This is a genomic window from Lentzea sp. NPDC006480 (assembly GCF_040611995.1).
Lineage (GTDB): Bacteria > Actinomycetota > Actinomycetes > Mycobacteriales > Pseudonocardiaceae > Lentzea.
The window spans coordinates 1-17,743 of sequence record NZ_JBEXPJ010000176.1 but is presented as its reverse complement, the minus strand read 5'-3'; the positions used below and the strand labels follow the sequence as shown (position 1 = coordinate 17,743).

Here is a 17,743-nt window from a genome sequence, read left to right as displayed (position 1 = left end):
GCCGCCTGGTCGATTCTGGACGCCGCCGCTGCCGCGTACCCGGCGCTGGTCGCTCGGGTGCCTGCGGTCGAGCGGACTGCTCTGGTCAGCAGGTCGGCGACGCGGTCGGCGTCCATCGCGCGGGCGTGCACGGCCGCGTCGACCGAGTCCGGGCCGGGGTCGGCGTGCCGGAACGACGGCCCGGTGGTGAGCAGCAGGTCGCGTTCGGCTCCGTTGGACAGGCTCACGACCCGGCCCACCACCGCGGACTTGCCCGTGCCCGGCGACCCGGTGACCACGCGCAGGCCGGGGATCCCGCACTTCACCCAGCTCACGACCTTGTCGACCTGGGTGGTGCGGCCGGTGAACCACGAGCGGTTGTCGGTCGAGTCGCCACCTCTGGCGGCCAGGAGGAGGTGCTTCACGACCGTGTTCGCGGCGTAGAGAGGGTTGGGGAGCATCGGCTGTGGGGAGCCGTACTGCATGAAGCGTGGCCTCTGGACGTCGCTGTCCCACGCGTTGAGGAGCGCCGTGCCGACCGCGCCGCCGTCCACCAGTGCCGTGCGGTCGCTCCAGCGCCGTGCGTCCTCGTCGGCTGTGGGGCCGGCGCGGAGGAGCTTCCTGAGCTGACCGCCGAAGAGGCCGTCCCGTGCCGTTTCCACGCTTGAGCAGGACACCAGCACGCCGGCCCAGTGGACCTGGCCCGCCAGCAGCTCCTCCTGGATGTCCGCGATCGTGCGGACGGCCTCGTCGAGCTGAGTTCCCGAGTAGCAGGCGTCGATGATGATGAGCACCTGGTGCGCGCCTGACGCGGCACACCACAGCGCGAAGTCGTGCAGCGTGATGCCGTCGCCGGTTTCGTCGTTGTCCCTGGCCAGCAGCCTGAGATTGCGCGCGACCGGGATCGCGTGGCCGCTCCACAGCGCCACCAGCGCGCCGCCGTCCTGCGGATTTCTGCGGAGCGTCTTCATGTGGTCGCGGATCTCGGCCTCGGTCGGGTCGGCCAGGGGCTCGCCCTCGTAGCCCTTGAGGAGGGCGCGCAGCTCCCGCACGTCGCTCACGGCGTGCTGCAGCGGCGGCACCAGCTCGTACTGGGCGACGCCGATGCCGACGAACCTGCCTCTGACCCTTTCCTGCATGTGGCACTACCCCCTGTCCGGACGTCGTTCCTGGACAGGGGGCGTTACGCCGGTTAACTCACACGGACGAATCGCGCCCCGGGAGAGGGGCGGCGGACGAGTCGCGTTCCGTCGACTCGCGCGGTGCCGGAGCCCCCTGGGGCAGCTCTCCCGCGGGACCGTCCGCGGGTGTGACAGCGGGTTTCTCCGCCGGCCTGTCCGTGAGCGTGTTCTTCTCGAGGAACCGCAGCAGCTCCACCGGGAACGGGAGGACGAGCGTCGAGTTCTTCTCCGCCGCCACCTCCACGATCGTCTGCAACAGCCGCAGCTGCAGCGCCGCCGGTGTCGCCTCCATCGTCCCGGCCGCCTCGGAGAGCTTCTTGGACGCCTGCAGCTCGCCGTCCGCCGTGATGACGCGCGCGCGGCGTTCGCGTTCGGCCTCCGCCTGGCGGGACATCGAGCGCTTCATGCTCTCCGGCAGGGCCACGTCCTTGATCTCGACGCGGTCGATGTCGATGCCCCAGGTCAGGGCCGGGGTGTCGATCATCAGTTCCAGGCCCTGGTTGAGGTGCTCGCGGTTGGACAGCAGGTCGTCCAGCTCGCTCTTGCCGATGATGGAGCGCAGGGACGTCTGGGCCACCTGCAGCATGGCGAAGCGGTAGTCCTCGACGTTGATGACCGCCTTGGCCGGGTCGGAGACCTTGAAGTACACGACGGCGTCCACGCGCACGGTGACGTTGTCGCGCGTGATGCCGTCCTGCGCGGGCACGGGCAGGGTGACGATCTGCAGGTTGACCTTCCGGAGCTGGTCGACTCCGGGGATCAGCATCGTCAGCCCTGGCCCGCGCACGCCCTGCTGGAGCTTTCCGAACCGGAACACCAGTCCCTGTTCGAACTGTTTGATCACTCTGGCGCTCATGGCCATGCCCAGGCCACCGAGCGCGATCAGTCCCCCGAGGATTTCGAAGATCATGAGACCCCGCCCTTCACCGGCGAATGCCCTTGATCTCCAACGGTACCCCTCGGGTCCGACAATCATCGGCAGCTGAGGACCGGGATCGCCCAGTCGGCGTGATCGTGGCCGTTGCCGTCGCCGCCGTCTGTGACCCGCAACGTCAGGACCGTCGCTCCGCTCGTGTCGAGGGTGAGGGGTAGTGGTGCGCTCTGTCCTGTCAGCACAGGGCTTTGGTAGCTGGGGACGCCGTCTTCCAGGACCTCGAACCGGACGCTGCCGCTGCCGCCCGTCTCGTCGTCGACGCCGATCGTGGCGGTGAGCCGGGAGCACTTGCCGCCGGTGTAGACCTCGAACTCGGAGTCGGCGTGGGCGCCGACGCCCTGGGCGAACGGGGTGCCCCGGATGCTCATCGGGATGCCGTCGCCGCCCGCGCTTTCGCCGTTGCTGCGGTCGCGTTCGATCGGGCCCCAGCCGTTGCGCTCGCTGAGGAACGGCAAGGTGGACACCGCCGTGTCGCCGGTCGGGGCCGGCGGGGTGGCGGTGAAGTCCTTCGTCAGGGTCGTGGTCGCCTTGCCCGACGAGACCTCGACGAACACCGGGCGGCTGCCGGTCTCGCCGCCGTCGCGCTTGATGGTGACTTTCGCGGAGCCGCCGGTGAGATCGACGGACGCGGGGGAGACCGACCAGCTGTCCGGAGCGGAGAGCCTGGCCGTGGTCGTCCCGGGACAGGGCTCGGTCACGACCAGTTCGGCTTCGACCTGCTCGCCCGGTTCCAGTGTGGTGTCAGCGGCTTTCAGTTCGACGGCCGGCGCACAGGTGACCTGCTGGCCGAGCTTGCCCGTCGCGGCCTCGGTGGGCGTGAGCGGGCGCAGCAGCACGGAGTAGGCGTACTCGTTGCCCGCCTCCACCTGGTACTGCGGCAACGGCTCGTGGAACGTCTCGCTGACGCCCGTGACGCGATGGGCGGCGTGCAGGGTGGTCCAGCCGTCGTTCTTCTTGAGCGCGAACGGGTAGGGCGCGCGGTCGAGGTCGTCGTACCGCGAGACGCGGACGTCCAGATCGCCCGCGACGAGCAGGCCCGCGCGGCCGTTGGACAGGGTCGCCCAGCGCGTGTCGGCGTGGTTGCCGAAGTCCTGCGGCTTGTAGTAGCCGTTGAACTCTCGGTCCACTGTGGACTGGTAGACGCCGACCGGGTCGCCGGACTTGCGGTCGTCGTAGTTCTCGCCAGGACCGCGGCCGTACCAGGAGAACTTGCCGAAGTCGTCCGGCACCTTGAGCGTGAAACCGATGCCGGGCAGGTAGGACAGGTCGCGCATCTTGTCGCGCGCCGCGACCCGGTGACCGATCTGGATCTCGCCGTCGCCAGTGATCCGGTAGGTGAAGGTCTGGCCGAACGACGCGTTCGCGACGGCTTGGGCGGTGGACCGAGCCGTGATGACCGTGTCCGGGCCGTCCGAGGTGACGGTGACGCTCGACGGCGTGGTCCGGAGACGGTCCAGGCCGTTGCGGTACCAGGAGCTGTCCTCGCTCATGAACTCGTTGGACAGCGGGGCACGCCACGCGTCCAGCTCCGGGCCGGTCTTCAGCAGTTCGGTGCCGCGCACGCGCATCGAGGTGAGCGTGCCGGACTTCTTGCTGACGACGTAACGGAAGTCCTTGCCGGACACCACGATCTCGTTGTCGTTCTCGGCCGTGTTCAGCTTGCCCGGCGTGCCTGGGGCGTGCAGACCGGCGATCTGCGTGCCGCCCAGCGGGAACTGGGCGATGCCGACGTCGTCGCCCCGGCGGTCGGTGGCGCGGACGGTCAGCCAGCGCTCGGTGCGCGCCGTGAAGTCCGGCAACGCGAGAGTGCCAGGCTGGAGTTCGCCGCGGTGCTGGGCGATCGTGCGGCCGTTGTCCTGGACCTGCCAGCGCAGTTCGAGGTCGTCGGTGCCGGTGAACTGGCGTTCGCTCACGATCGTGAGCTTGTTGTCCTGGAAGGAGAACCGGATGGGGGAGTGGACCGCCATCAGCTCGGCGGTCTCCGGCTGCGGCCTGCGATCCGACCACACCACGCCGTCGACGCCACCCGTGCCGGACCCGTAGGACTCCTTGCGGCCCTTGTCCTCCAGCGTCTCGAAGTCGAGCGCCAGGACGGCGGTCTTCTTGGGGTCTGCGGCGAGCTCTGCGTCGGTCAGGGCGCGGTGGTAGACGCGGACCTGGTCGATCGTCCCGTGCGCCATGCGGGTCGTGGACATCTCCTGCATGGTCTCGGCGTTGCGGCCGATGTTCACCGGCCAGTGCGACCGGTCGATCGTGCCGGTGAACGCCGTCGAGCCCACCTCGCGGCCGTCGATCAGCAGCCGCAGCCGAGAGCCGTCGAAGGTGCCCGTGACGCGGTGCCAGTTGTCGTAGAAATCAGCAGGAACCTGCGCCTCGACCGTGCGCCATGTGCCGCTGTAGATGAAGAACTGCAACGTGGTGCGGTTGGCCATCTTCAGCGCGTACTGGTGGTCGCCCTTCGAGATGACCGTGAAGTCACCGGTCCACTCGGCGGGCTTGACCTGGGCGTCCAGCGTCAGGCCGGTCGACACCTCGTCGAGCTTGCGGTCGCGGTACACCTCCACGAAGTCGTCGAGTCCGCTGAGCTGCAACGCTTTGCCGTGCGGTCCGTCCACCTGGGACGGTTTGCCGCTCAACCAGGTCAGGATCCCGTTGGCGTCGTCGGGTGTGGTGTGGAGAGGCAGCGCGATGTTCTGCTCCGCCCAGTCCCAGATGAAGCCGCCCTGCACCTGCGGATAGGCGCGCACGACGTCCCAGAACTCCTTGAAATTGCCGAGACTGTTGCCCATCGCGTGCGCGTACTCGCCCATGATGATCGGCTTTGTCGTGGTCTTCGCCTTGGCTTCCAGGCTCGCGGGCGACGGGTAGCGCGGGCCCCAGACGTCCGCGAACGGCGCGTCCCCGTCGGGGGAGTTCGGCTGGTGGTAGAGCGGGCGGGTGTCGTTCTTCTTCGCGTACTCGGCCATCGCGTAGTGCGCCTTGCCGAGCCCGGCCTCGTTGCCGGTGTCCCACATGATCACGCTGGGGTGGTTCTTGTCGCGCTGCATCATCGCGACGAACCGGTCGTGGAACGCGTCCTGCCACTCCGGCCGCTCGGCCAGGCAGTTGTCCGGGCAGCCGTCGTGGTGGTGGGTCTCGATGTCCACCTCGTCGTCGATCATCAGGCCGTTGCGGTCGGCGAGCTCGTAGAAGTACGGGTCGCTCGGGTAGTGCGACGTGCGGACCGCGTTGATGTTGAACCGCTTCATCAGCTCGACGTCTTTTTCCTGCTCAGCGCGGGTGACGTGGCGGCCGCCGCGGACGGACGTCTCGGCTCGGTTCGTGCCGCGGAACAGCACGCGCCTGCCGTTGATCTTGAGCTGCCGGTCGATGATCTCGATCTTGCGGAACCCGACCGGCTGCCTGCCGGTCTGGACGACTTTTCCGTCCTTGAGCAGCTCGATGCGGAGCTCGTGGACGTTCGGGGTCTCGTCGGTCCACTTCAGCGGGTCGCTGACCTTGCCGTCTCTGATGGCGACCTCGCGGCCTTGCGGGTCGAACAGCCTGGTGCGGACCGTGTGACCGTCCTGAGGCTCGCCGATCTTGACGTCGGTGCTGATCGTGGCGTCGCGGTACTGGGCGTCGAGGTCGGTCCTGATGGTGACGTCGGCGAGGTAGGTCCTGGGCGTCGTGTAGAGCCAGACCTCGCGGAAGATGCCGGAGAACCGCCACTGGTCGTAGTCCTCCAGGTGGGAGCCGGAGCCCCAGCGGTGGACCTGGACCTTCAGGGTGTTGCGGCCGGCCTTGAGCTTGCTGGTGATGTCGAACTCGGCAGGCGTGTAGCCGCCCTGGTCGTAGCCGACGTACGTGCCGTTGACCCAGACCAGATAACCGCTGGTCACGCCCTCGAACCGGAGCAGAGTGCGGTCCCAGTCCGCCGGGAGGTCGAACTGCTTCTCGTAGACGCCGGTCGGGTTGACGTCGCGCGGGATCGCCGGCGGGTCGTCCGGGTACATCTCGGTCGGGATGTTGCGGAACACCGGGTGGTCGAGGAAGTCGGTCTGCCAGGTGTGCGGCACCTGGACCGTGCGCCAGCCGTCGGGCGTGTCTCGCACGTCTTCTGGCTTGTCGAACATCCGGATGCGCCACTCGCCGTTGAGGCTCAGGCGGCGTTCGGGCTGCAGGTCGGGGTGGGGAGGTTCCTGGTTCTCACCCGTCATGCGCGGGTTCTCCAGGTAGGCCAAGGCGTTCGGCGGGTCGGCCTGGGCGGTGCCGGCGGACGTCACAGGGGAGAGGAACAGGGCTGTCAACGTGGCTACAACGACACGAAGCATGCCTTTGGACGCTAGGGACGCGATGACAACGTCGTCAACGAATGTCCGATCTTTCTGTCCTGGCCCGTTCGCCGGTGGTGGTCCCAACAGTCGGAAAGTGCACTCCACCCGGCGGCACGCGTTAGTGTCGGATGCATGCAGACCTGGTCATCCATTCCTGTGCCGCGGGTTCCGGGGGACCCCCGCCCGCTGCGGCTGTTCGACACGGCTACGGGCGAGGTTCGCCCCACGGCTCCAGGAGACACCGCCAGGTTGTACGTCTGCGGCATCACGCCGTACGACGCGACGCACCTCGGCCACGCCGCCACCTACCTCGCGTTCGACCTCGTGCACCGCGTGTGGCTCGACAACGGCCACAACGTGCACTACGTCCAGAACGTCACCGATGTCGACGACCCGCTGCTCGAACGGGCGATCCGCGACCAGGACGACTGGGTCGTGCTCGCCATGCGCGAGACCGCCCTGTTCCGCGAGGACATGGAGGCCCTGCGCGTCCTGCCACCGCAGGACTACGTGGGCATCGTCGAGGCGATCCCGGAGATCGTCGAGGTCGTCGCCAAGCTGGTGGCCGACGGGCACGCCTACCGGGTGGACGACGCCGAGCACCCGGACATCTACTTCGACTACAACGCCACGGGCCGGTTCGGCTACGAGTCGAACTACTCCGAGGAGACGATGCTCAAGCTCTTCGCCGAACGCGGCGGAGACCCGGACCGCCCCGGCAAGCGCCACCCGCTGGACGCCCTGCTGTGGCGGGTGAAGCGGGAAGGCGAGCCCTCGTGGCCGTCCGAGCTGGGCGAGGGCCGCCCCGGCTGGCACATCGAGTGCAGCGCCATCGCCCACAACCGCCTCGGCATCGGCTTCGACGTGCAGGGCGGCGGCTCCGACCTGATCTACCCGCACCACGAGTACTCGGCCGCGCACGCCGAGGCCCAGACCGGCCAGCACCCGTTCGCCCGCCACTACGTGCACGCGGGCATGATCGGCCTCGACGGCGAGAAGATGTCGAAGTCGCGCGGCAACCTGGTCTTCGTCTCCAAGCTGCGCGCGGAGAAGGTCGACGCGAACGCCATCCGTCTCGCTTTGCTCGCGGGCCACTACCGCGCGGACCGCCCGTGGACCCAGGCGCTGCTCGACGAGGCCCTGGAACGTCTCGCGAAGTGGCGCCGGGCCGCCTCGCTGGACTCCGGTCCGTCCGCTGTGGACACCGTGACGCGGCTGCGCGACCACTTGGGCAACGACCTCGACACGCCCAAGGCGTTGGCGGCCATCGACGCGTGGGCCGACGAGGCGCTGTCGCACGGCGGTTCGGACAAGCACGGGCCGTCACAGGTTCGTACGGCTGTGGACGCGCTTCTGGGCGTGGAGCTCTAAACGCCCGTGGGTGCGGGGGCGACTCAGCGCCCCCGCACCCACGGGTCAGCGCTTCGCGCGCGGCGGAATTGTGTCACCAGGTCCGGTGAATGCTCGTTCCCGCTACGACGCGGCCTGGTCGGTGGCCGCTTGCCCACCGGCCACCGGCTGGCCGTCCGGACCCGCGAACGCCTCCGGGTCGACGGCCTGCACCAGTTTCTGCTGCAGGTAGCTCAGCGTCTGGAACTGCAGCGGCGTCGCCTTGCGGACCAGCCGGTACAGCGCGCGGATCTGGCCGAGCACCACGATCCACTCGTCGACCTCGTCGGGGGTCAGAACGAGCGACTCGGCGTTGATCCACTGCTGACACACCCGGTTGACGAGCGCGCGGTCGGCGAGCACCTTGCGATGCCTGCGCCGGAACAGCGCCGACTGCCATCGCGACGCGGAGGTGTCCGGGAACATCTTGCGCAGCAACGGCCGGCGCGTCATGACCGGCCGCGGCCAGCGCAGGCCGCGTGCCGTGGAGCCGACGCGGTAGAGCCTGTCCAGCGCCTCGAACGCCCGCTCCCAGTCCCGCGCGAACACCTCGGGGACCATCACCAGCACGCCGCCGTCGACCCGTTCCGCGGAGAAGGCCTCCTGGGTGTCGTACACCGCCTGGCGAAGCTCGGCGCGCAGACCGGCCCGCACCAGCCGCAGCGTGATTGACTCCGCCGTCGCGCGGTCGTAGCTGCCCACGGCCACACTCCCGCTTTGGTGGATCGCCGCGGTCAAACCGCGCGCTTTCTCCGCATCGAACTCGCAGATCGTGCGCAGCAGGTGATAGGCGACCGCGAACGGGATGTGGTCGTCGTTGTGCACGACTACGCCCCACGGTTTCTCCCCAGAACTCACCGGCAGAGTATGCGGCACGGCCACAATGGACCGGTGATGCAGGAGGCACGGCGCGAACTGGCGCGCATGCGGGAGTCGACGGCAGCGTGGCGCGAGCTCCGGTACAAGTGCGCCAAGGACTCCGACGACCTCGACTACGACGTCAACGAGGTGCACCGCGCGATGGTGCTGTGGGCGCTGCAGTACGACCGCCGCCCGGAAGACCTGCCCCTGCTGCGGTTCCTGGCCGAGCAGGAGGCGTTGTGCCGCCGCAACGCGCCGTTCCAGGGCCTCGGCGAGCAGGCAGAGCTGGCCGGCTTCCTGCTGGCCGAGCACCGGCAGGCCGAGGACGTCTGGCGGCAGTACGCGATCAAGCGCGCCAACTTCGACACCTGGTGCGGGTACGACCGCGAGTACGTGTTCGCGGCGGGGGTCGAGGCCACGATCGAACGAGTGCGCGCGAGTGATCACCCTGAGCGCGACGAGATGCTGCGGTTCTTCGGCGAGACGGACCTCGACGACGAGGACCTGGAGGCGTGGGCCCAGGGCAAGCGGGAGTGGTTCCCGCAGGACCCGGCCGACGAGGACGCGCTGACGTGGGTGGAACGCGCGAAGCTGGCGGGGGAGCGGGAACTGGCCCGCGCGGAGCTGGACCGGTGGGCGCAGAACCGGCCCCGGGACAAGGGCACGTTGAGCACGCTGCGTTTCGAGCTGGCGGGTCTCGGGGCGTTCGCCGAAGCCGCCCAGGCACAGCGGGACGCGCTCAAGTTCGCGGAGACCGACTGGGACCGTGCGTCCGCGTGGCAGAGCCTGGCCGAGCTGGAGCGCAAGGCCGGCGAGCACGGCAGGGCCTGGGAAGCGTTGCGGGAGTGCCAGAAGGCGCTCGCGAACGAGACCGGCTGGCAGGAGCTGGGGATGGGGCGCCACCTCGTCGAGGAGCTGTACCTGCTGGCGGGACGAGCGGAACCGGCCCTCGCCCAGGAGGTCTTCGCCGAGGCGGAACGGCAGGCGCGCGACGTGCCCGGGTTGCCGCCAGTGGTGCTACAAGCGGCTCAAGAAGCACGAGAGCGCTTGCGGTGAAAGGAAACCGCCCCCGAGGCGGAAGCGCCGGGGGCGGTCTCGTTCAGCGGAGAGACGATCAGACGTCGAGCGTCCAGCTGTTCAGCGTGCCGGAGTCCAGGAACGCCGCGTCGCGCACGCGCAGCGTCCAGGTGCCGTTGGCGGCCTCACCAGAGAGGTCCTTGGTGTAGGTCTCCTTGATGTTGTCGGCCGAGCCGCCGGTCCGGTTGTGCAGGTTGTAGACCGTGCCGTCCGGTGCGACCAGGTCGACCACGAGGTCGCCCTTGTAGGTGTGGTTGATGTCGACCTTGATCGTCGCCGTGGCCGACGCGTTGCCCGCGCAGCCCGAGATGGCGATCGTGCTGGTCACGGTCTGCAGGTCACCGATCGTGACCGGCGTGGAGTTGGTCTTGGCGGCACAGCCGCCACCGACCGCGTTCACGACCCAGGAGAAGGTCGCGGAACCGGTCTTGCCCGCCGAGTCGGTCACCGTGGCGGTCACCGTGGAGGTGCCCGCCGTGGTCGGCGTGCCGGAGATCGCACCGGAGGAGTTCGCCGACAGACCGGCCGGGAGACCGGAGACGGACCAGGTGTACGGCGGGGTGCCGCCGGTGGCCGCGAGCTGCAGCGACACCGCCTGGCCGACCGTGGAGTTCTGCGTACCGGGGTTCGTCACGGCCGGGTTGCCCGGCTGCGGCGTGCCGAAGAGCGTGTAGAGCAGCTTGTTCGGAGAGCCCGCGCCAGGGTTGGTGATCTTGTTCGGCGTGGAGGCGGCGCTCAGACCCGCCCACACCTCGGCCGGGGTGGCGGCCGGGTGCGCGGCGAGCCACAGGGCGGCCGCGCCCGCGACGTGCGGGGTGGCCATCGACGTGCCGGAGATGGTGTTGGTCGCCGTGTCGTTGGTGTTCCACGACGACGTGATGTTCTCACCGGGCGCGAAGATGTCCGTGCAGGTGCCGTAGTTCGAGAACGAGGCGCGCGCGTCGTTGATGGTCGACGCGTTGACCGTGATCGCCTCGGTGACGCGTGCGGGCGAGGTGCTGCACGCGTCGGTGTTCGAGTTGCCGGACGCGATCGCGTAGGTGACACCGGCCGCGATGGAGCGGCGCACGGCCGCGTCCAGGGTGGCGTCCGCGCCGCCGCCGAGCGACATGTTGGCGACCGCGGGCCTGGCCGTTTGCCCCGTCACCCAGTCGATGCCGGAGACGACGCCGGCGGTGGTGCCGGAGCCGGAGCAGTTCAGCACCTTGACGGCGACGACCTTGGCGGCCTTCGCGAGGCCGTACTGCGAGCCCGCGATGTTGCCGGCGACGTGCGTGCCGTGGCCGTTGCAGTCGCTGTTGTTGCCGTCACCCGAGGTGTTGGTGCCCCACGTGGCGCGGCCACCGAACGTCGAGTGCGTGGTGCGCACACCGGTGTCGATGATGAACGCGGTCACGTTCGACGCGGTGTCGTCGTACTGGTAGCTGTTGCTCAGCGGCAGGTCCCGCTGGTCGACGCGGTCCAGGCCCCACGACGGCGGGTTCTGCTGGACGTCGAGCAGGTGCACCTGGGCGTCCTGCTGGACGTAGGCGACCTTCGGGTCGGCGGCGAGCCTGGCGGCCTGCTTGGCCGTCATCTTCACCGAGAAGCCGTTGAGCGCGTGCTGCCAGACCTGGTCGACCTGGCCGCCGTACTTGCTCGCCAGGCCAGGCGCGGCGGCCCTCGACGCCGTGTCCGCCTTCAGCGAGACGATGTAGCTGTCCTTCACGACGTCGGCGCGTTCGGCGCCGAGAATCGTCCCCACGTTTTCCTGAGCTGAAGCAGCGGGCACCACAGCGGCGGCCAGACATAGGGCAGCGGCGGCGGTGAGTCCCGTACTCAAGACTCTTCGCATGGCAGGGTTCTCCCTCGTGCAGGGAACAGGGTGACCTGCACGCTAGACCTAAACCGCAGGTCAGAGGGATACGCCGTCGAGTGCGAACTGTTGACAGATTTGACATTTCGTGTCAATGCGGACGGTCGCTCTACGTGACGGAAATAGGCTGAGAGAACGCATTTGAATTCCCTATACCAACCCGAACGCCGAGAGGTCCACCCTCCATCGGCCCTACCGTCCAGTAGACAGCACAACATAGCGTCACCCAGACGGAGGAACGAACTGATCGGGCAGTTCGCCGCCTGGGGACGCCAGCTATCCGGTGTCGTGCGGGCTGTGTTGCAGCACAGCCGATCTCCTCATCGCGGTTGCCCGGTCCGGCGTTACACCGGCCCTGCAGAACCTGAAACTGAGGAGAAATGCCTATGAAGCGCATGGCTGTCGCGGCAGTCGCCGTGCTGGCGGGTGCACTCGCGACGACGGTCTCCCCTGCCGCCGTCGCCGCCCCTGAACCCTCCGCCGACCTGCTCGCCGCGATGCAGCGCGACCTCGGACTGAACGCCCAGCAGGCGGCGGATCGGCTGCGTCAGGAAAGCGCGGCCGCGGTCCTGCAGCACGTCGCCAAGGGGTTCGCGGGTGACGAGTTCGGTGGCGCGTGGTTCGACGCGTCCATCGGCAAGCTCGTCGTCGGCGTGACCGACGTGGCCAAGGCGGATCGGCTGCGCAGGCTCGGCGCCGAGCCCCGCACCGTTGCCCACAAGGCCAGTGACCTCGACTCGGCCAAGGCCCGGCTGGACGCCGAGAAAGCTCCTGCCGAGGTCACCGGCTGGTACGTGGACACTCGCGCGAACGCGGTGACGATCACGGTGAAGCGTGGTCAGGCAGGCGCGGCGAAGTCGTTGGTGGACAAGGTGGGCGCGCTCGCCAAGGTCGTCGAGACCGACGAGGCGCCTCGTGTGCTGAAGGACATCCGCGGCGGGGACGCCTACTACATCAACAACGCCGGGCGGTGCTCGGTCGGCTTCGCGGTGCAGGGCGGGTTCGTCTCCGCCGGGCACTGCGGGTCGCCGGGTGACACGGTGGCGGGTGTCGACAAGACCGCGCTGGGCACGTTCCAGCAGTCGTCCTTCCCCGGCAACGACTACAGCTGGGTCAAGGCGAACTCGAACTGGACGGCCACGGCCAAGGTGAACCACTACGGCGGCGCTGACGTCGTCGTCTCCGGTCACACCGAGTCCGCGGTCGGCGCGTCGATCTGCCGGTCCGGTTCGACCACGGGCTGGCACTGCGGCGAGGTCCAGGCCAAGAGCCAGACGGTGAACTACCAGGAGGGCTCGGTCAGCGGTCTGACGCGCACGAACGTGTGCGCGGAGCCCGGTGACTCGGGTGGCTCGTGGGTCAGCGGCACGCAGGCGCAGGGCGTCACCTCGGGTGGCTCCGGCGACTGCACCAGCGGCGGCACGACCTACTTCCAGCCGGTCAACGAGATCCTCTCGGCGTACAACCTGACGCTCGTCACGGGCTGACTGGCATCGCCTGACAGATGGTGACCAGGGTGCCCGGCACATGCGCCTCGTGGTGCGCGTGCCGGGCACTCGGCGTCATGGCGGCCGGGCGTCCTGAAGGCGGGGACCCCTCCCGGGGCGCGGCGCAGACCATGCTCACATGGGTACTGCCATTCGAGTCGTCCGGTGGGTCGCCGTCGCCGCGGTGCTGTTCTTCCTGATCTCGTTGGTCACCGGCGTCGGCACCGAAGTGGCCGTTCCACTGCTGGGCATCGCCGTTCTGGTGGTGGTCGGCACCAGCGCGACGGACCTCGCGACCAGGCGCGGGCGATGAGTGCGCGGTGATGAAGGGAGCATTCATCCACCTCACGTGGATGAATGCTCCCTTCGTCGTTTTCAGGCTTCGCGCTCTTCGAGCCACTTGTCCCGGTGCACCCGCCACCGGTCCAGCATCGAGCCGAGCTCGCTGTGGCAGAACCGGAAGAACTCGCGCGTCTCGTCCATCCGCAGGCCGGCCTCGGTGTCCGCGCCGAGCGTCTCGACGCCCTCGCCGAGCACCTCGTCGATCATTCCGAGCATCTGGTCCTTGCGGAACGTCGCCTCGTACCAGACGTTGTCGCGCATCCGGTAGACGTCCCGGCGTGATCCCGGCTCCCGTTCGCGGCTGACGATCTGGACCGTGGTCAGGTAGCGCACCGCGCCCGACACCGCCGCCGGGCTGATCTGCAGCAGATCGGCGATCTCGGCTGAGGTGAGCCGTCCTGAGTCCGTCGTCATCAGCGCCGCGAGGATGCGAGCCGGCATGCGGGGCACGCCGGTGTCCGCCAGAATTCCGCCGAAGCGTTCGACGAACTGGCTCACCGCCTGCGTGTCACGCTGTGTAGCTCTCGTCACGGCGGCATCATCCCCTTTCGTCAGCCGATCGGGCAAAATTTACGTCCTTCACGAAGTTGTGAAAGAAGTGTAGCTTACTGGGCATGACATCTGCGATATCCGTGTCGGGCCTGGTCAAGACCTTCGGCCCGACGCGTGCACTGGACGACTTGAACCTGGACGTCCAGACCGGTGAGGTGCACGGCTTCCTCGGCCCGAACGGGTCCGGCAAGTCGACGACGATCCGGATCCTCCTCGGCCTGCTGCGTGCCGACTCCGGCACCGCGCGGCTGCTCGGCGGCGACCCGTGGCAGGACACCGCGGCCCTGCACCGCCGGCTCGCCTACGTCCCCGGCGACGTGAACCTCTGGCCCAACCTGACCGGTGGCGAGGTCATCGACCTGCTCGGACGGCTCCGCGGCGGCCTGAACAAGGCTCGCCGCGAGGAGCTCCTGGAGCGCTTCGAACTGGACCCGCGCAAGAAGGGCCGCACCTACTCCAAGGGCAACCGGCAGAAGGTGGCGCTGGTCGCCGCACTGTCCTCGGACGTCGAGCTGTTGATCCTCGACGAGCCGACCTCCGGCCTCGACCCGTTGATGGAGGCCGTCTTCCAGGACTGCATCAACGACGAACGCGAGCGCGGCCGCACCGTGCTGCTGTCGAGCCACATCCTGGCCGAGGTGGAGGCGCTGTGTGATCGGGTGAGCATCATCCGCAACGGCCACATCGTCGAGACCGGCACGCTGGCGGACCTGCGGCACCTGACCCGCACGTCGATCTCCGCCGAGCTGGCCGGGCCGCCGAACGGGCTGACGTCGATGGCCGGTGTGCACGACCTGGTCGCCGAGGGCAACCGGGTCAAGTTCGAGGTCGACTCGGACAAGCTCGACCCGGTGCTCAAGCAGCTGGTGTCGTCGGGCGTGCGCACGCTGACCTCGCAGCCTCCGACGCTGGAGGAGCTGTTCCTGCGGCACTACGAGGACGCGAAATGATCGGCACCTGGCACCTCGTCCGGCTGGCGCTGCGCCGGGACCGGATCCTGCTGCCCGTCTGGGTCCTCTTCCTCGTCTTCACGACGTTGTCGACGACGACCGCGCTGGAAGAGCTGTACGACACCCAGCAGTCGCGTGACCTGCTCGGCGCCACGGCGAACGCCAACTCCGCGTTCCTCGCGATGCTCGGTCCGTTGCACGACTGGTCGTCGCTCGGTGGCCTGGTCGTGTGGCGGTGGGGCGTCTTCGCGGGCTTGTTCGTCGCGATCATGGCCATGCTGGTCGTCACGCGGCACACGCGCGCCGAAGAAGAAGCCGGGCGCACGGAGCTGATCGCCGCGACGGTGGTCGGTCGCCACGCGCCGTTGGCCGCCGCGGTGATCGTCGCGGGCGGCACGAGCCTGCTGATCGGTGTGCTGCAGGCGTTCGTGCTGATCGGCAAGAATCTCGATCCGGCGGGCTCGTTCGCGTTCGGACTGTCCACGGCCTCGGTCGGGCTGGTCTTCACCGGTGTCAGCGCGTTCACCGCGCAGCTGTCGGAGAACTCGCGCGTGTCCAACGCGATCGCGGGCGGGTTCCTCGGCGTGACCTACCTGCTGCGCGCCGCCGGCGACGCGGCGGGGGAGTCCGGTCCGCAGTGGCTGACCTGGTTCTCGCCGATCGGCTGGACCGAGCACGTCCGCTCGTTCGCCGACAACCGGTTCTGGGTGCTCGGCATCTCGCTGGCCTTCGCGGTGGTGCTGGTCGGCGTCTCCGCGTGGATCGTGACGCGCCGGGACGTGGGGCTGGGCTTGCTGTCCGCGCGTCTCGGTCCTGCTCACGGCACGATCGGAACGCCGTTCGGGCTCGCGTGGCGGTTGCAGAAGGGCTCGCTGATCGGCTGGTCCATCGCGTTGTTCGCCGTCGGCGTGATCTACGGCAGCGTCGCGCAGGCCGTCGGGCAGATGGTGCAGGACAACCCGGCGCTCGGGCAGATCGTCAGCAAGATCGGCGGCGCCGACGCGATGGTGGACGCGTTCTTCGCCACCGTGACCCAGCTGCTCGGCCTGATCTCGTCGATCTACCTGGTGCAGGCGGTGCTGCGGCTGCGTTCCGAGGAGACCGCGTTGCGCGCGGAGCCTCTGCTCGCGACCCCGGTGTCGCGCCGGGGCTGGGTGGCCTCGCACGCGGTGTTCGCGCTGGTCGGCGGCGCGATCGTGCTGGCGGCGTCGGGTCTCGGCCTGGGCCTGGTCTACGGAGTGCAGACCGATGACGTCGGCGGTGTGCTGCCCCGGATGATCGGCGCCGCACTGGCCCAGCTCCCGGCCGCGTGGGTGATCGCGGGTGTGGCGCTGCTGTTGTTCGGACTGTTCCCGCAGCTCACGGGCATCAGCTGGGCCGTGGTGTCGGCGGCGCTGGTGCTCACGCTGCTCGGCCCGGCCCTGCAGCTGGATCAGTGGGTGATCGACGTGTCGCCGTTCACGCACGTCCCGAAGTACCCGGACATCACCGCGGGACCGCTGCTGTGGCTCACCGGGGTGGCGGTGGTGCTTCTGGCTGCGGGGTTCGCCGGGTTCCGGCGCCGCGACCTGACCACGTGATGATCGCCGGCACGGTGATCAGCAGACCGGCCGGCACGAGGAAGCCCAGCAACGGATGGGCCTGGTAGAGCGGGACGAACGCCAGCGGGGCCACGGCAGCGCCCATGAAGCGCAGTGACTGCACGACACTGACGCTGCCGCCCCTGTTGGCGTTGTCGCTCTGCAGCACCAACGCGTTGACGCTCACCAGCACACCCTGCGCGGCCGCCCCGGTCAGCGCCCACGCGAGCACCGCGACGGCAGCGAGCGGTGTCGTCCCGACCGCCGCGACGAGCCCACCGCCCAACGTCGCGCCGACGACGACCGTCGTGGTGGCGCCGAACTTGTCGATCGCCTTGCCCACCTGCCGCGCGGTCAGGAACCCGACGATGCCGAACCCGGTCAGCAGCACGCCGCGTTCGCCGGCGCCGAGGCCGAAGACGTCGTCCAGCCGGAACGCGACGAGGAACGAGATCCCGCCCAGGCAGGCCCAGCCGACGAACGCGGTGAGCGCGGGCCTCAGCGTGCTCGGCACGAAGGCGCTTCTGAGGCTGGCGTCGCGCTCCGGCTCGGTGTCGGTGTCCGGCACGCCCAGGATCGCGAGTCCGACGGCCACGACGGTGATCACCACGAACGCCAGCCGCCAGTCGATCTCGGCGGTCAGTCCTCCGACCAGTGGTGCACTCGTCTGCCCGGCGGCCTGCATCGAGCCGAACAGGCCGAGCGCGCGGCCGAGCTTCTCCTTGGGGGTGGAAGCGGCGATGACGGCGAGCAGCACCGGTGTGGTGAAGGAGTTGGCGGCGCCTTGGAGTGCTCGGGAGGCCAGCAGCACCTCGAAGGTCCATGAGCTCGCGGCGAGCGCGGAGGTGATGGCGTAGGCGATGTAGGCGATCCGGACGGTCCGTTGTGGACCCCAGCGTTGCGCCAGCGTGCCGGACGCGAGCATCAGCACCGCGAACGGCACGAGGTAGAACGTCAGCGTCGAGGCCGCCGCGCCCGGCGATCGCCCGAAGGTGTGCCCGATCTCGGGCAGGATCGACGTCGTGATGGCGCCGCCGAACGGCCCGATCAATGCCCCGGCGTACAACCCGGCGCGTGCCAAGCGGCCCACAGACACCTCCGCCGCTCACCCTAGTGCGGTGAACGGCGGAGGTGCCTGTGATCGTTGCCAAAGCTAAATGCTTCGCCGCCAACCTCACGCTCGAAGGTCCGCCACGGCCGCGTCGACAAGCGCGCCCCCACCACGGACAGCGCGATCGGC

Annotated in this window: 13 protein-coding genes; 6 read left to right on the top strand and 7 right to left on the bottom strand. The window is 69.1% G+C overall.

Going from position 1 to position 17,743, the window contains the following annotated elements; translation table 11 throughout:
• The 3 genes from ABZX92_RS39230 to ABZX92_RS39220 all read right to left on the bottom strand — a co-directional run.
• Nucleotides 1-1,118, bottom strand: a 1,118-nt coding sequence (locus tag ABZX92_RS39230) for a caspase family protein (RefSeq protein WP_355570545.1), incomplete at its 3' end; no start/stop codon positions are given.
• 58 nt (nucleotides 1,119-1,176) lie between these two features.
• The gene (locus ABZX92_RS39225; RefSeq protein WP_355570544.1) at nucleotides 1,177-2,070 is read right to left on the bottom strand and encodes a slipin family protein; all 894 of its coding nucleotides are present in this window, start codon (nucleotides 2,068-2,070) and stop codon (nucleotides 1,177-1,179) included.
• Between the two features lie 62 nt (nucleotides 2,071-2,132).
• Nucleotides 2,133-6,407, bottom strand: a complete 4,275-nt coding sequence (locus ABZX92_RS39220) for a glycoside hydrolase family 2 TIM barrel-domain containing protein (protein WP_355570543.1) — start codon at nucleotides 6,405-6,407, stop codon at nucleotides 2,133-2,135.
• Nucleotides 6,408-6,542: 135 nt separating this feature from the next.
• Here ABZX92_RS39220 and mshC point away from each other — a divergent pair, with 135 nt between their 5' ends.
• On the top strand, nucleotides 6,543-7,781 hold the full coding sequence (gene mshC, locus ABZX92_RS39215) for a cysteine--1-D-myo-inosityl 2-amino-2-deoxy-alpha-D-glucopyranoside ligase (RefSeq protein WP_355570542.1): 1,239 nt from the start codon (nucleotides 6,543-6,545) through the stop codon (nucleotides 7,779-7,781).
• A 102-nt stretch (nucleotides 7,782-7,883) separates the two neighbouring features.
• On the opposite strand, the gene ABZX92_RS39210 is transcribed toward mshC, so the two are convergent.
• On the bottom strand, nucleotides 7,884-8,657 hold the full coding sequence (locus ABZX92_RS39210; RefSeq protein WP_355570541.1) for an ATP-dependent Clp protease adaptor ClpS: 774 nt from the start codon (nucleotides 8,655-8,657) through the stop codon (nucleotides 7,884-7,886).
• 36 nt (nucleotides 8,658-8,693) lie between these two features.
• On the opposite strand from ABZX92_RS39210, the gene ABZX92_RS39205 reads away from it, so the two are divergent.
• Complete coding sequence (locus tag ABZX92_RS39205) at nucleotides 8,694-9,716, top strand: hypothetical protein (protein ID WP_355570540.1); 1,023 nt, start codon at nucleotides 8,694-8,696, stop codon at nucleotides 9,714-9,716.
• A 58-nt stretch (nucleotides 9,717-9,774) separates the two neighbouring features.
• Here the strand turns inward: ABZX92_RS39205 and ABZX92_RS39200 are convergent, their stop codons facing one another.
• The gene (locus ABZX92_RS39200; RefSeq protein WP_355570539.1) at nucleotides 9,775-11,571 is read right to left on the bottom strand and encodes a S8 family serine peptidase; all 1,797 of its coding nucleotides are present in this window, start codon (nucleotides 11,569-11,571) and stop codon (nucleotides 9,775-9,777) included.
• A 407-nt stretch (nucleotides 11,572-11,978) separates the two neighbouring features.
• Here ABZX92_RS39200 and ABZX92_RS39195 point away from each other — a divergent pair, with 407 nt between their 5' ends.
• Nucleotides 11,979-13,079 carry a S1 family peptidase gene (locus ABZX92_RS39195; RefSeq protein ID WP_355570538.1) on the top strand — a complete coding sequence of 367 codons (1,101 nt, stop codon included), beginning with the start codon at nucleotides 11,979-11,981 and terminating at the stop codon, nucleotides 13,077-13,079.
• Between the two features lie 139 nt (nucleotides 13,080-13,218).
• Nucleotides 13,219-13,392, top strand: coding sequence for a hypothetical protein (locus tag ABZX92_RS39190; RefSeq protein ID WP_355570537.1), 174 nt, complete (start codon nucleotides 13,219-13,221; stop codon nucleotides 13,390-13,392).
• 62 nt (nucleotides 13,393-13,454) lie between these two features.
• Here ABZX92_RS39190 and ABZX92_RS39185 read toward each other — a convergent pair whose 3' ends face one another.
• Complete coding sequence (locus ABZX92_RS39185) at nucleotides 13,455-13,952, bottom strand: MarR family transcriptional regulator (protein WP_355570536.1); 498 nt, start codon at nucleotides 13,950-13,952, stop codon at nucleotides 13,455-13,457.
• An 83-nt stretch (nucleotides 13,953-14,035) separates the two neighbouring features.
• Here ABZX92_RS39185 and ABZX92_RS39180 point away from each other — a divergent pair, with 83 nt between their 5' ends.
• Together ABZX92_RS39180 and ABZX92_RS39175 are read left to right on the top strand one after the other, a co-directional pair.
• Entirely contained in the window at nucleotides 14,036-14,923 is an 888-nt protein-coding gene (locus ABZX92_RS39180; RefSeq protein WP_355570535.1) for an ABC transporter ATP-binding protein, read from the top strand.
• Nucleotides 14,920-16,503 (top strand): ABC transporter permease, encoded by a 1,584-nt coding sequence (locus ABZX92_RS39175; RefSeq protein WP_355570534.1) that lies wholly within the window; start codon nucleotides 14,920-14,922, stop codon nucleotides 16,501-16,503. Before ABZX92_RS39180 ends, ABZX92_RS39175 begins: the two co-directional genes overlap by 4 nt.
• Here the strand turns inward: ABZX92_RS39175 and ABZX92_RS39170 are convergent.
• Nucleotides 16,433-17,593, bottom strand: coding sequence for an MFS transporter (locus ABZX92_RS39170; RefSeq protein WP_355570533.1), 1,161 nt, complete (start codon nucleotides 17,591-17,593; stop codon nucleotides 16,433-16,435). The two genes, ABZX92_RS39175 and ABZX92_RS39170, sit on opposite strands and share 71 nt — an antisense overlap.
• Nucleotides 17,594-17,743 lie beyond the last annotated feature (150 nt).

Bases quoted from the DNA above. Each gene is read 5' to 3' on its own strand.
- ABZX92_RS39225 (WP_355570544.1), bottom strand. From the start codon at position 2,070: ATGATCTTCGAAATCCTCGGGGGACTGATCGCGCTCGGTGGCCTGGGC.
- ABZX92_RS39220 (WP_355570543.1), bottom strand. From the start codon at position 6,407: ATGCTTCGTGTCGTTGTAGCCACGTTGACAGCCCTGTTCCTCTCCCCT.
- mshC (WP_355570542.1), top strand. From the start codon at position 6,543: ATGCAGACCTGGTCATCCATTCCTGTGCCGCGGGTTCCGGGGGACCCC.
- ABZX92_RS39205 (WP_355570540.1), top strand. From the start codon at position 8,694: ATGCAGGAGGCACGGCGCGAACTGGCGCGCATGCGGGAGTCGACGGCA.
- ABZX92_RS39200 (WP_355570539.1), bottom strand. From the start codon at position 11,571: ATGCGAAGAGTCTTGAGTACGGGACTCACCGCCGCCGCTGCCCTATGT.
- ABZX92_RS39195 (WP_355570538.1), top strand. From the start codon at position 11,979: ATGAAGCGCATGGCTGTCGCGGCAGTCGCCGTGCTGGCGGGTGCACTC.
- ABZX92_RS39190 (WP_355570537.1), top strand. From the start codon at position 13,219: ATGGGTACTGCCATTCGAGTCGTCCGGTGGGTCGCCGTCGCCGCGGTG.
- ABZX92_RS39180 (WP_355570535.1), top strand. From the start codon at position 14,036: ATGACATCTGCGATATCCGTGTCGGGCCTGGTCAAGACCTTCGGCCCG.
- ABZX92_RS39175 (WP_355570534.1), top strand. From the start codon at position 14,920: ATGATCGGCACCTGGCACCTCGTCCGGCTGGCGCTGCGCCGGGACCGG.